The sequence below is a fragment of the Variovorax davisae genome, assembly GCF_030316845.1.
In the GTDB taxonomy this organism is placed as follows: Bacteria; Pseudomonadota; Gammaproteobacteria; order Burkholderiales; family Burkholderiaceae_C; genus Variovorax; species Variovorax davisae.
Genome location: NZ_JASZYS010000017.1, coordinates 65,570 through 78,326 on the forward strand (window position 1 = coordinate 65,570; position 12,757 = coordinate 78,326).

The following is a 12,757-nucleotide window of genomic DNA, read 5'->3' on the forward strand; positions in this document are numbered from 1 at the left end:
CCATGGAAACCTACCAGCAACCCGACGCCAGCGGCCATTTCGGCATCTACGGCGGCACCTTCGCCAGCGAGACGCTGACCCATGCGATCAGCGAACTGCGCGACGCCTACGCCCGCTACAAGGACGACCCCGAATTCCTCGCCGAATTCCACTACGAGCTGGCCCATTTCGTCGGCCGTCCCTCGCCCATCTACCATGCGGCGCGCACCAGCCGCGAGATCGGCGGCGCCCAGATCTACCTCAAGCGCGAGGACCTGAACCACACCGGCGCCCACAAGGTCAACAACACCATCGGCCAGGCCATGCTCGCCAAGCGCATGGGCAAGCCGCGCGTGATCGCCGAAACCGGCGCCGGCCAGCATGGCGTGGCCACGGCCACCATCTGCGCCCGCTACGGCCTCGAATGCGTGGTCTACATGGGCAGCCAGGACGTGAAGCGCCAGAGCCCGAACGTCTACCGCATGAACCTGCTCGGCGCCACCGTGGTGCCGGTCGAGTCGGGCAGCAAGACACTGAAGGACGCGCTCAACGAAGCCATGCGCGACTGGGTCACCAACGTCGAGAACACCTTCTACATCATCGGCACGGTGGCCGGCCCGCACCCGTACCCGACGATGGTGCGCGACTTCCAGAGCGTGATCGGCACCGAGTGCATCGCGCAGATGCCGGCCATGCTGGCGGCGCAGGGCATCACCGGCGAGGCCGAAGGCCGGCAGCCCGACGTGGTGGTCGCCTGCGTCGGCGGCGGCAGCAACGCGATGGGCATCTTCCACCCGTACATTCCGTTCGCCGGCACGCGGCTGATCGGTGTCGAGGCCGCCGGCGAAGGCCTGGACAGCGGCAAGCATTCGGCCTCGATCCTGCGCGGCAGCCCTGGCGTGCTGCACGGCAACCGCACCTACCTGCTGCAGAACGACGACGGCCAGGTGACCGAGACCCACAGCATCAGCGCCGGCCTCGACTATCCCGGCGTCGGCCCCGAGCACGCCTACCTGGCCGACATCGGCCGCGCCGAGTACGTCGGCATCACCGACACCGAGGCGCTGGAGGCCTTCCACTACCTGTGCCGCACCGAGGGCATCATCCCGGCGCTCGAATCGAGCCACGCCTTCGCCTACGCCATGAAGCTGGCGAAGACGATGCGGCCGGACCAGTCGATCCTGGTCAATCTCTCGGGCCGCGGCGACAAGGACATCGGCACCGTGGCCGACCTGTCGGGGGTCGACTTCTACGACCGGCCGTCGATGCGCGGCCTGCAAGTGAAGGGAGCCAAGTGATGCGCCGCATCGCCGCCACTTTCGAGGCCCTGCAAAAAGAAGGCCGCAAGGCGTTGATTCCCTATGTCACGGCCGGCTTCCCCTATGCCGACATCACGCCCGCGCTGATGCACGGCATGGTCGCCGCCGGTGCCGACGTGATCGAGCTCGGCGTGCCGTTCTCCGACCCGATGGCCGACGGCCCCGTGATCCAGCAGGCCGGCGAAGTCGCGCTGGCGCTCGGCGTCGGCATGACGCAGGTGCTGGCCATGGTCGCCGCCTTCCGCGAGCAGGACAACGCCACGCCGGTGGTGCTGATGGGCTACGCCAACCCGGTCGAACGCTATGACGGCGTGCATGGCAAGGGCGCCTTCATCCGCGATGCCGCGGCCGCCGGCGTCGACGGCCTGCTCGTGGTCGACTACCCGCCCGAGGAATGCGAGGACTTCGCCGCCGCCCTGAAGGCCCATGCCATCGACCTGATCTTCCTGCTGGCCCCGACCAGCACCGACGAGCGCATGGCGCAGGTCGGCCGGATCGCCAGCGGCTACGTCTACTATGTCTCGCTCAAGGGCGTGACCGGTGCCGGCCACCTCGACACCGACGCCGTCGGCCGCATGCTGCCGCGCATCCGCCGGCACGTGGGCGTGCCGGTCGGCGTGGGCTTCGGCATCCGCGACGCCGGCACCGCCCAGGCGGTCGGCGCGGCCGCCGACGCGGTCGTGATCGGCACCCGCATCATCCAGCTGATCGACGGCCAGCCGCGCGAGGCGGTCGTGCCGGCGGTGCGCGATTTCCTGGCCGGGATCCGCCAGGCGCTCGACGCCCTGCCCCGGTCCGCGACTGTCGGATAATCCACGCCAACGAAGGAGCACCATGAGCTGGCTTGAAAAACTGCTGCCCCCCAAGATCACGCCGACCGACCCGAGCGAGCGGCGCCAGATGCCCGAGGGCCTCTGGATCAAGTGCCCGAGCTGCGAAACCGTGCTCTACAAGACCGACCTGGAGCACAACCAGAACGTCTGCCCGAGCTGCGGCCACCACCACCGCATCGGCGCCCGGGCGCGGCTCGACGCCTTCCTCGACCCCGAGGGCCGCTACGAGATCGGCCAGGAAGTGCTGCCGGTCGACGCCCTGAAGTTCAAGGACAGCCGCAAGTACCCCGAGCGGCTCAAGGAGGCGCTCGAGAACACCGGCGAGACCGACGCCCTGGTGGTGATCGGCGGCTCGGTGCACAGCATCAACCTGGTGGTCGCCTGCTTCGAGTTCGACTTCATGGGCGGCAGCATGGGCAGCGTGGTCGGCGAGCGCTTCGTGCGCGGCGTCGAGACCGCCATCGAGCAGAAGGTGCCCTTCGTCTGCTTCACCGCCACCGGCGGCGCGCGCATGCAGGAAGGCCTGCTGTCGCTGATGCAGATGGCCAAGACCAATGCGGCGCTCACCCGGCTGGCCAAGAAGGGCCTGCCCTACATCAGCGTGCTGACCGACCCCACGATGGGGGGTGTGAGCGCCGGCTTCGCCTTCGTCGGCGACGTCGTGATCGCCGAGCCCAAGGCGCTGATCGGCTTCGCCGGTCCGCGGGTGATCGAATCGACCGTGCGCGTGACCTTGCCCGAGGGCTTCCAGCGCGCCGAATTCCTGCAGACCAAGGGCGCGGTCGACTTCATCTGCGACCGCCGCGAACTGCGCAAGACCATCGCCAGCACGCTGGCGATGCTGCTGCGACAGCCCGCCGACGCCGTGGATTAGGCTCGCCCCCCGGCCTGGCTGCGCCGGCCGTGGGACGTCAGCCCAGGGTGAAGGCGCCCTGCATCATGTTGCCGAGGACGATCGCGACCACCTGCAGCAGCACGATCGCGGCCAGCACCGACAGGTCGACCCCGCCGACCAGCGGAATGAAGCGGCGCAGCGGCCGCACCAGCGGCTCGGCCAGGCGCGCGATCAGGTCGTGCAGCATCGACGACGCATTCGGCACCCAGGACAGCACCGCGTGGACGATCAGCAGCGCGGTCAGCCCCGACACCGCGAGCTGAAGCAGCCCGATCAGCGACACCAGCGGCAGCACGGCCCAGCGCCCGATGCCGCCCAGCAGCAGCCACAGCAGCAGGAACTTGGCCAGCACCAGCAGCCAGGCCGCCACCGCGCTGGCCAGGTCCCAGCGCTTGACCGACGGAATCACGCGGCGCAGCGGCAGCACGATCCAGTCGCTGACCGCGAACACGAAGCGCCCGAGCGGATTGCCGAAAGGCACCCGGTGGTATTGCATGTAGAGACGCAGCAGGCAGGCGCCGCCCAGGAGGCCGACGATCACGTCGAGCAGGAACGAGGGGATCTGGTAGAACATGGCGCGTGGTCGTGAAGGGAATGCGATGATAGCCACGCCAAGGTTCATCGATGACGACACAACCCCTTCTGCGCGCCCTCCCATTGTTCCCGCTCGGCACGGTGCTGTTTCCCGACGGCCTGCTGCCACTGCGCATCTTCGAGGTCCGCTACCTCGACATGATCGGCCGCTGCCACCGCAACGGTGCCCCGTTCGGCGTCGTCTCGCTGACGCAGGGCCAGGAGGTTCGCCGCCCCGGCGCCGAAGCCGAGTCCTTCGCCGAGGTCGGCACCCTCGCCGTGATCCGCGAATTCGACGCCCCGCAGGCCGGCCTGATGCAGATCGAATGCGTCGGCACGCAACGCTTCCGGCTGCGCTCGAGCGAACTGCACAAGCACGGCCTCTGGACCGCCGAGGTCGACGCCGTGCCGGACGACCTGCCGCTGGCCCTGCCCGAGGACCTCCAGCACACGGCCGACGCCCTCCGGCGCCTGGTCAACACCCTCGAGGAACGGCGCCGCATGGAAGGTGGCGATGGCGTGCGGCTGCCGATCGGCGAGCCGCACCGCTTCGAGGATTGCGGCTGGGTCGCGAACCGCTGGTGCGAACTGCTGCCGATGAAGACCGAACTCAAGCAGCGGCTGATGGCGCTCGACAGCCCGCTGATGCGGCTCGAACTGGTCAGCGACCTGCTGGCCCGCGCCGGCATCGCAAAATAGCTGGCCCGGGGGCGCCGCCCGTTAAAATGGCAGGTTGCGCGCTTTTTGCCGCGCCCCCACTCCAGCGCCCATGTCCGACCACCTGACTCCTTCCGTTCCCGCGCCTGCCGCGGCCTCCGCACCGGCGCCCGCCGTCGACGACAACCAGCTCATCGCCGAACGGCGCGAGAAGCTCAAGGCGCTGCGCAGCGCGCAGGCGGACGGCAAGGGCGTCGCGTTCCCGAACGACTTCAAGCCCGGCCACCGCGCGGCGGCGCTCGTCGCAGCCCATGGCGAGACCGAGGCCGAGCTGCTGGAGGCCACGCCGATCGAAGTGAGCGTGGCCGGCCGCATGATGCTCAAGCGGGTGATGGGCAAGGCCAGCTTCGCCACCCTGCAGGACGCCACCGGCCGCCTCCAGCTGTACGTGCAGCGCGACGCGGTCGGCGACGAAGCCTACGCCGATTTCAAGCGCTGGGACCTCGGCGACATCATCGGCGCCGTCGGCACGCTCATGAAGACCAAGACCGGCGAGCTGTCGGTCAAGGTGACGCAGCTGCGCCTGCTGACCAAGAGCCTGCGGCCGCTGCCCGACAAGTTCCACGGCATGGCCGACCAGGAGCAGAAGTACCGCCAGCGCTACGTCGACCTGATCACCGACGGCGCCGCGCGCGAGCGCTTCGCGGCCCGCAGCAAGGCCGTCAGCGCGCTGCGCGAGTTCATGGTGGCCCACGACTTCCTCGAAGTCGAGACGCCGATGCTGCATCCGATCCCGGGCGGTGCCAACGCCAAGCCCTTCAAGACGCACCACAACGCGCTCGACCAGGAGATGTTCCTGCGCATCGCGCCCGAGCTGTACCTCAAGCGGCTGATCGTCGGCGGCTTCGAGCGCGTGTTCGAGATCAACCGCAGCTACCGCAACGAAGGCATCTCGGTCCGGCACAACCCGGAATTCACGATGATGGAGTTCTACGCGGCCTACTGGAACTACCGCGACCTGATGGACTTCACCGAGACGCTGATCCGCACCATCGCCGACAAGGCGGTGGGCAGCCAGCAGCTCGACTACCAGGGCAAGCCGGTCGACCTGAGCCAGCCCTTCGAGCGGCTGACGATCCGCGAGGCGATCCGCAAGCACACGGAAGCCGGCGACGGCGTCGACGATGCCGCCTGGCTGGTCAACGCACTGCGCAAGATCGGCCTCAGCGAGGAAAAGGACAAGCTCTCGCAGCGCAGCCTGGCGAGCCTGCAGGTGATGTACTTCGAGGAGACCGTCGAAGAAAAGCTCTGGCAGCCGACCTTCATCATGGAGCACCCGACCGAGATCTCGCCGCTGGCGCGCGCCAACGACGAGCGCCCCGAGGTCACCGAGCGCTTCGAGCTCTACATCACGGGCCGCGAGTTCGGCAACGGCTTCAGCGAGCTCAACGACGCCGAAGACCAGGCCGCGCGCTTCAACGCCCAGGTCGCGGCCAAGGACAGCGGCGACGACGAAGCCATGTTCTTCGACCACGACTTCGTACGCGCGCTCGAATACGGCATGCCGCCGACCGGCGGCTGCGGCATCGGCATCGACCGCCTGATGATGCTGCTGACCGACTCGCCGAGCATCCGCGACGTGATCCTGTTCCCGGCCTTGCGGCGCGAGTCTTGAGCCAGCGCGCACCCGCCATCGGGATCGACTTCGGGACGTCGAATTCCGCCGCCGCCTGCGTGGGCGCGGACGGGCTCGCCCGGCCGCTGCTGCTCGAAGGCTCGGCCATCGCCATTCCGACCGCGATCTTCTTCAATGCCGAGGACCGCAGCACCCATTTCGGCCGCGAGGCGATGGCGCTCTACCTGGCGGGCACCGAAGGCCGGCTGATGCGTTCGCTCAAGAGCATCCTGGGCAGCGCGCTGATGCAGGAGCCGACCGAGATCGACAACCAGCTGGTCAGCTTCGAGGACATCATCACGCTGTTCCTGGCCGAGCTGGGCGACCGGGCCCGGCGCCAGCTCGGCGCGGCGCCCGGCCGGGTCGTCATCGGCCGCCCGATCCGCTTCGTCGACGACGACGAGAAGCGCGACGCCCAGGCCGAAGCCTCGCTGCGCCAGGCGGCCGAGAAGGCCGGGCTGGGCGAGGTCACGTTCCAGTACGAGCCGATCGCGGCCGCCTTCGACTTCGAGCGCCGCGTGACGCGCGAATCGCTGGTGCTGATCGTCGACATCGGCGGCGGCACCTCCGACTTCACGGTGGTGCGGCTCGGCCCCGACCGGATGGAGAAACCCGACCGCGCCGGCGACGTGCTCGCCACCACCGGCGTCCACATCGGCGGCACCGACTACGACCAGCGCCTGAGCCTGGCCTGCGCGATGCCGCACCTGGGTTTTCGCCACCATGGCCCGCAGGGCCGCGAAGTGCCGAGCCGGACCTTCTTCGACCTCTCGACCTGGCACCTGATCAACTGGCTGCAGACGCCCAAGTCGATCCGCCAGGTGCAGGAGCTGCGCAGCAGCTACCGCGACACGCGGCTGCACGACCGGCTCATGAATGTGCTGGTGAACCGCGAGGGCCACCGCGTGGCCAGCGAGGTCGAGGAGGCCAAGATCCGCTCCTCGATGACCAACGGCGAGGTCTCGATCGACCTGTCGTGCGCGGAGCGCGGCCTGCAGGCCGCCTTGAGCGCGCCCGACATGGCGCAGCATCTGGCGGCGCTGCTCGACAGCGTGGTGGCCTGCGCTGGCGCGTGCGTGCAGCGCGCCGGCCTCCGGCCCGGCGACCTGGACGCGATCTACCTGACCGGCGGCTCGTCGGCGCTGCGGCCGTTCCAGCAGGCGCTGCGCGAGGCCTTCCCGGGGGTCGAGCTGGTCGAGGGCGACCTGTTCGGCGGCGTGGCGGCCGGCCTGGCCTATGCCGCTTCGGCCGCTTCCGCCAGCGAACGCACGCCCCAGCCGGCATGAAGTACCTCGCCGCGTACCCCGCGGCGCTGCGCGCCCAGGTCCAGACCCTGGTCGGCGAGGGCCGGCTCGGCGACTGGCTGCGCCAGCGCCACGGCGCCGCGCACGAGATCCGCACCGACCGCGCGCTCTACGACTACGTGAGCGAACTCAAGAGCGAGTTCCTGCGCAACGCCGAGCCGCTCTCGAAGGTGATGTACGACAACAAGCTGCACGTGATCCGCAACGCCCTCGGCACCCACACCACGGTCTCGCGCGTGCAGGGCGGCAAGCTCAAGGCCAAGCGCGAGATCCGGGTGGCGAGCCTGTTCAAGGAAGTGCCGATCGAATGGCTGCGGATGATCGTCGTGCACGAGCTGGCGCACATGAAGGAGCGCGAGCACGACAAGGCCTTCTACAAGCTCTGCCTGCACATGGAGCCCGACTACCACCAGCACGAGTTCGACCTGCGGCTGTACCTGACGCACCTGGACGGCGGCGGCGAGCGGCTGTGGACGCCCTCGGCCTGAAAGGCTAGGGCAGCAAGGCCACGGCCTGCGCGTAGTCGGAAGCGGCCTGGAGCCCCGCCCAGTCGGGCGCCGGGCCGCGCGGCAGCAGGCTTCGGCGGCGCCGCTCGCTGGCCGGATCCGGCTGCCAGCGTCCACTGCGCCGGGCCGCGGCGACGCCGTCGAGCAGCGCGTCGAGCGCTGCCCCCTCCCCCACGCTCTGGCTGCACAGCAGCGCCAGATCGCAGCCTGCGTCGAGCGCGGCCAGGGCCGCGTCGGTGTAACTCAATACCTGGCCGTCGATCCGGCGTGCCGCCTCCATGCTGAGGTCGTCGCTGAACACGGCGCCGTCGAAGCCGAGCTTGCCGCGCAGCACCTGCTGCAGCCACTTCGACGAGAAGCCGGCCGGACGGGCATCGACTTTCGGGTAGATCACGTGCGCCGGCATCACGGCGGCCAGCGTGCCCGTGAGCCAGTCGTAGGGCCGCGCGTCGTCTGCCAGGATGGCCTTGAGGCTGCGCCGGTCGACCGGGATCGCGACATGCGAGTCGGCCTTGACGAAGCCATGTCCCGGAAAGTGCTTGCCGCAGTTGGCCATGCCGGCCTGCAGCAGCCCGTGCATCAGGCTGCGCGCCAGCAGCGCCACCACGCGCGGGTCGCGATGGAAGCTGCGGTCGCCGATCACGCTGCTCTCGCCGTAGTCCAGGTCGAGCACCGGCGCAAAACTGAAGTCGACGCCGCAGGCCCGCAGCTCGCCGCCCAGCACCCGGCCGCAGGCGACCGCCGCCTGGGTCGCGCGCAGCGCGTCGCGCAGCCACAACTCGCCCAGCGTGCGCATCGAGGGCAGCCGCGTGAAGCCGTCGGTGCGGAAGCGCTGCACCCGGCCGCCCTCGTGGTCGACACAGACCAGGATGTCGGGCCGGATCGCCTTGATCTCGGCATTCAGCGCGATCATCTGGGCCCGGTCGCGCCAGTTGCGCGCGAAGTGGATCACGCCGCCCACCAGGGGGTCGGCCAGGCGCCGGCGGTCGGCCGGACTCAGTTCGGTCCCCGCCACATCGATGATCAGGGGCGCGTGCAAGGTCTTGTCGCTCATTCTTTGCGTTCGACCACGACGAAGCTCGCCGCATAGTCGGTTTCGTCGGTCACGGTCACGTGGGCGTGCAGTCCCTGGGCCTCGAACCAGTCCTTGAGACCGCCGTGCAGGACGATCACGGGCTTGCCGCTCTTCTCGTTGAGGATCTCGCACAGCCGCCAGCTCATCGGCATCCGCATGCCCATGCCCACCGCCTTGCTGAAGGCTTCCTTGGCCGAGAAGCGGGTCGCCAGGTAGCGCAGGCCGCGCTTCGGCCAGCGCGCGCTGCGGGCCTGCCAGATCGCGAACTCGGCCTCTCCGAGCACCTTGTGGGCGAAGCGCTCGCCCTGGCGCTCATAGGTGGCGGCGATGCGCCGGATGTCGCAGATGTCGGTGCCGATGCCGTAGATCACGCCAGCGTCGTCCTTCTATTGCGCTTCTTCGATGCGGCGCAGGTACTCGCGGGTCGCCGCGGCGTAGCCCAGCTCGAGCGCATCGGCGACGAAGGCATGGCCGATCGAGACCTCGCGCACGCCCGGCACCGCGCGCAGGAATTCGCTCAGGTTGTCGCGGCTCAGGTCGTGGCCGGCATTGACTTCGAGCCCGGCGGCCTGCGCGGCGCGGGCCGCCTCCACGTAGAGCTGCAGCACCTGGGCCGCCTTCGAGGTGTCGCGCGAGGCGGCGTAGCCCTCGGTGTAGAGCTCCACCCGATCGGCGCCGACCGCCTTGGCGGCCGCCATCATCTCGGGCGCCGGGTCCATGAAGAGGCTCACCCGCACCCCCAGCGCCCGGGTCTCGGCGATCAGCGGCCGCAGCCGCTCGGCGTCCTCGGGGAAGCTCCAGCCATGGTCGCTGGTGGCCTGGGTCTGGCTGTCGGGCACGAAGGTGGCCTGGTGCGGACGCAGCTCGCGCACGAACTCCATCAGGTTGTGGAAGGGATTGCCCTCGATGTTGAACTCGGCCGCCGGCCAGTCCTTCTTGAGCAGGCCCGACAGGTCGCGCACGTCGTGCGGCCGGATGTGGCGCTCGTCGGGGCGCGGGTGGACGGTGATCCCGTGCGCGCCGGCGTCCAGGCACAGCGCGGCGGCGAACAGCACGCTGGGGATGCCGAGCGGGCGCGTGTTGCGCACCAGCGCGACCTTGTTGAGGTTGACGGACAGGGCTGTGGACATAGGCGTGCTCATAGGGCTTGCAGATCCCGCATCATTTGCCGCGTGTGCAGCGTGGCGACGCCGCAATGGTAGTTGAGCAGCACCCGCAATTGGGTGCGCAGCGCACCGTGGATGCCGGCGCAAATTCTGAGCGTCGAGGCGAAAGGCGCCCGGTCGTCGAGCGCCGCCTGCAGGGCCTCCCATTCGGCGGCCCGCAGCGCCGGCTCGGTGTCGTCCGCCTGGCGCAGGCCGGCCTCGGGCACCAGCGCATAGCGCGCCGCCGGCGCCAGCGGCGTCAGGGTGGCGGTCTGGGCGTCCAGCGACGGCAGCAGCCCGACCGCACGCAGCAGCAGCAGCTCGAAGGCCCGCAGCCCGGCCGCCTGGGTCGCCGCCTGCGCCGCCCCATGGTCGCCCGCCAACACCTGGACCACCGCCGCGTAGGCGTCGAACAGCAGCTCATGCGGATCGTCGCGCGCCAGCAGGCGCATCAGCAGCTCGTTGACGTAGTAGCCCGACAGCAGCGCCTCGCCGGTCGGCATCACGTGGCCGCCCATCCATTCGGCCGCCTTGAGGGTCCGGATCTCGGCCTCGCCGGTGAAATTGAGCTGCAGCGGCTGCAGCGGCAGCAGCACCGGCCGGAAGTTGGAGCTCGGCCGCTTGGCCCCCTTGGCCACCAGTGCGATCCGCCCCAGGTGGCGCGTGAAGACCTCGAGGATCAGGCTCGTCTCGCTCCAGTCGTAGCGGTGGAGCACATAGGCCGGTTCATGCGAAACGCGCTTGACGGCCACTCACTCGTATCCGAAGGAGCGGACTCTGGCCTCGTCGTCGGCCCAGCCCGAGCGCACCTTGACCCACAGCTCGATGAACACCTTGGCGTCCATGAGCTTCTCGAGTTCCTGCCGCGTCTCGGTGCCGATGCGCTTGATGCGCTCGCCCTTGTCGCCGATCACCATCGCCTTGTGGCCGTCGCGCTCGACCACGATCGTGGCGGCGATGCGCAGCAGCCGCTTCTGGCCCTTCTTCTGGGGCGGCTCCTCCTCGAACTTGTCGATCAGGACGGTCGAGGTGTAGGGCAGTTCGTCGCCGGTCAGGCGGAACAGCTTCTCGCGCACCAGCTCGCCGGCCAGGAACTTCTCGCTCCGGTCGGTGAGTTCGTCCTCGGCGTAGAACCAGTCCTGCTCGGGCAGGTACTTCTCGCAGATGCCGAACAGGCGCTCGACGTCTTTCGCATTCTTGGCCGACATCGGCACGAATTCGGCGAACGCGTGCTTGCCCTGCATGGTCTGCAGCCAGGGGGCGATGTCGCCGCGGCGATGCACGTTGTCGAGCTTGTTGGCCAGCAGCACGGTCGGGATGCCCTTGCCGAGCAGCTTCAGCACGCGCTCGTCGGCCGGCGTGAAGCTGCCGGCCTCGACCACGAACAGGATCAGGTCGACATCGCCCACCGCGCCCTGCACGGTCTTGTTGAGCGACTTGTTGAGCGCATTGGCGTGCAGGGTCTGGAAGCCCGGCGTGTCGACGAAGACGAACTGGGTCGCGCCCAGCGTGCGCATGCCGGTGATGCGATGCCGGGTGGTCTGGGCCTTGCGCGAGGTGATGCTGATCTTCTGCCCGACCAGGGCGTTGAGCAGGGTCGACTTGCCCACATTGGGCTTGCCGACGATCGCCACCAGGCCACAGTGGCGGGTGCCCTCCGTGCCGTCGCCGGCCGGGGGGAGGATGGATTCGTTCACTTCGTTCATGGGGTTGCCTTCGCGCCTCGCGCCTTGAGCCGGATCAACATGGCCGCCGCGGCGGCCTGCTCACCGGCGCGGCGCGAGCCGCCGATGCCGCGTTCGCGCAGGCCCAGGTCGGGCACCTCGCATTCGACATCGAAAGTCTGCTTGTGTGCCGCCCCCAGCGTTCCGACGACGCGGTAGGCCGGCAGCTTCATTTTGTGACCCTGCAGCCATTCCTGCAATTCGGTCTTGGGATCCTTGGAGGCTGCCTCCATGCGCGGGCTGATCGCCACCGACTCGTAGAGCCGGTGCACCAGCGCCTGCGCCGCCGCGTAGCCGGCATCGAGGTAGACGGCGCCGATCACCGCCTCCAGCGCATCGGCCAGGATCGACGGCCGGTTCTGCCCGCCCGAGCGCGATTCGCCCTCGCCCAGCCGCAGCAAGGGCGACAGCGCCAGCTTGAGCGCCAGCTGGTGCAGGGTGTCCTGCTTGACCAGGTTGGCGCGCACCCGCGACAGGTCGCCCTCCGGCAGGGTCGCCAGCCGCGCGTACAGCAGGTGCGACACCGCCAGGTTCAGCACCGAGTCGCCGAGAAACTCCAGCCGCTCGTTGTGATCGGCCGAAAAACTGCGATGGGTGAGCGCCTGCTGCAGCAGACGCGCGTCGGCGAAGGAATGCTGGAGGCGCGCCTGCAGCGCGACAAGGCCGCCGTCGGTCACGGGGAAAACGTCAACGCGATTGGCCCCGGTACTTCAGGAGCAGGTAGGCCGGGCCGAACAGATGGATCTCGCGGTCGTAGGCGAACGAAACCACCACCTTGTCGCCGTCCTTCTTGACGTCGAGGTCCTTGCCGCTGACCGACTGGAAGTCGTCGATGGCCTGGGCCCGGTCGAAGATGGCGCGCACTTCGGGCACCGTCGACCCCGCCGTGGCCTTGCCGGCCGCCTTGGTGATCGCCTGGTACTCGATCAGCGTCGGGATCACCTGCGCCACCACCACGCCGACGCACGCCAGCACGATCGCGACGAAGAGCAACCCGATGAACGAGATGCCGCGCTGTTTCTGTCCTGTCTGCCTTGCTCTCATGCCCTCTACCCCTCCATCAAGAACCGGA

The 12,757-nt window shown here is 69.2% G+C and carries 15 protein-coding genes; 7 read left to right on the forward strand and 8 right to left on the reverse strand.

The features are described from left to right. Positions 1–2: 2 nt before the first annotated feature. The 3 genes from trpB to accD are packed head-to-tail and all read left to right on the forward strand — an operon-like array spanning position 3 to position 3,005. Positions 3–1,277, forward strand: coding sequence for a tryptophan synthase subunit beta (trpB, locus tag QTI33_RS29790; RefSeq protein WP_286510131.1), 1,275 nt, complete (start codon positions 3–5; stop codon positions 1,275–1,277). Further along, positions 1,277–2,110, forward strand: a complete 834-nt coding sequence (gene trpA, locus QTI33_RS29795; protein ID WP_286510132.1) for a tryptophan synthase subunit alpha — start codon at positions 1,277–1,279, stop codon at positions 2,108–2,110. The genes trpB and trpA overlap by 1 nt, the downstream gene beginning before the upstream one ends. 22 nt (positions 2,111–2,132) lie before the next feature. Then, complete coding sequence (accD, locus tag QTI33_RS29800) at positions 2,133–3,005, forward strand: acetyl-CoA carboxylase, carboxyltransferase subunit beta (protein WP_286510133.1); 873 nt, start codon at positions 2,133–2,135, stop codon at positions 3,003–3,005. Positions 3,006–3,042: 37 nt separating this feature from the next. On the opposite strand, the gene QTI33_RS29805 is transcribed toward accD, so the two are convergent. Then, positions 3,043–3,600, reverse strand: coding sequence for a YggT family protein (locus QTI33_RS29805; protein WP_286510134.1), 558 nt, complete (start codon positions 3,598–3,600; stop codon positions 3,043–3,045). A gap of 50 nt (positions 3,601–3,650) precedes the next feature. On the opposite strand from QTI33_RS29805, the gene QTI33_RS29810 reads away from it, so the two are divergent. The 4 genes from QTI33_RS29810 (at position 3,651) to QTI33_RS29825 (ending at position 7,723) form a co-directional block, all read left to right on the forward strand. Continuing rightward, positions 3,651–4,298 carry an LON peptidase substrate-binding domain-containing protein gene (locus tag QTI33_RS29810; protein ID WP_286510136.1) on the forward strand — a complete coding sequence of 216 codons (648 nt, stop codon included), beginning with the start codon at positions 3,651–3,653 and terminating at the stop codon, positions 4,296–4,298. A gap of 70 nt (positions 4,299–4,368) precedes the next feature. Then, positions 4,369–5,931, forward strand: a complete 1,563-nt coding sequence (gene lysS / locus QTI33_RS29815; RefSeq protein ID WP_286510137.1) for a lysine--tRNA ligase — start codon at positions 4,369–4,371, stop codon at positions 5,929–5,931. Continuing rightward, positions 5,928–7,217: an Hsp70 family protein gene (locus QTI33_RS29820; RefSeq protein ID WP_286510138.1), complete on the forward strand. Its 1,290-nt coding sequence runs from the start codon at positions 5,928–5,930 to the stop codon at positions 7,215–7,217. Before lysS ends, QTI33_RS29820 begins: the two co-directional genes overlap by 4 nt. Then, on the forward strand, positions 7,214–7,723 hold the full coding sequence (locus QTI33_RS29825; RefSeq protein WP_286510139.1) for a YgjP-like metallopeptidase domain-containing protein: 510 nt from the start codon (positions 7,214–7,216) through the stop codon (positions 7,721–7,723). Before QTI33_RS29820 ends, QTI33_RS29825 begins: the two co-directional genes overlap by 4 nt. A gap of 4 nt (positions 7,724–7,727) precedes the next feature. Here QTI33_RS29825 and nagZ read toward each other — a convergent pair whose 3' ends face one another. Genes nagZ through QTI33_RS29860 form a run of 7 tightly spaced genes read right to left on the reverse strand, consistent with a single transcriptional unit; the run spans position 7,728 to position 12,729 of the window. Next, on the reverse strand, positions 7,728–8,795 hold the full coding sequence (nagZ, locus tag QTI33_RS29830) for a beta-N-acetylhexosaminidase (RefSeq protein WP_286510141.1): 1,068 nt from the start codon (positions 8,793–8,795) through the stop codon (positions 7,728–7,730). Next, positions 8,792–9,187 carry a holo-ACP synthase gene (acpS, locus tag QTI33_RS29835; RefSeq protein WP_286510143.1) on the reverse strand — a complete coding sequence of 132 codons (396 nt, stop codon included), beginning with the start codon at positions 9,185–9,187 and terminating at the stop codon, positions 8,792–8,794. Before acpS ends, nagZ begins: the two co-directional genes overlap by 4 nt. Before the next feature lie 15 nt (positions 9,188–9,202). Beyond that, the gene (locus tag QTI33_RS29840) at positions 9,203–9,946 is read right to left on the reverse strand and encodes a pyridoxine 5'-phosphate synthase (RefSeq protein ID WP_444814910.1); all 744 of its coding nucleotides are present in this window, start codon (positions 9,944–9,946) and stop codon (positions 9,203–9,205) included. An 8-nt stretch (positions 9,947–9,954) separates the two neighbouring features. Beyond that, a complete protein-coding gene (recO, locus tag QTI33_RS29845; RefSeq protein ID WP_286510146.1) occupies positions 9,955–10,713 on the reverse strand; it encodes a DNA repair protein RecO in 759 nt (252 codons plus the stop codon). Next, positions 10,714–11,667, reverse strand: coding sequence for a GTPase Era (era, locus tag QTI33_RS29850; RefSeq protein WP_286510147.1), 954 nt, complete (start codon positions 11,665–11,667; stop codon positions 10,714–10,716). It lies immediately after the preceding gene. Next, positions 11,664–12,362, reverse strand: a complete 699-nt coding sequence (gene rnc / locus QTI33_RS29855; RefSeq protein WP_286510148.1) for a ribonuclease III — start codon at positions 12,360–12,362, stop codon at positions 11,664–11,666. The genes era and rnc overlap by 4 nt, the downstream gene beginning before the upstream one ends. Before the next feature lie 10 nt (positions 12,363–12,372). After that, positions 12,373–12,729, reverse strand: a complete 357-nt coding sequence (locus QTI33_RS29860) for a DUF4845 domain-containing protein (protein WP_286510149.1) — start codon at positions 12,727–12,729, stop codon at positions 12,373–12,375. Positions 12,730–12,757 lie beyond the last annotated feature (28 nt).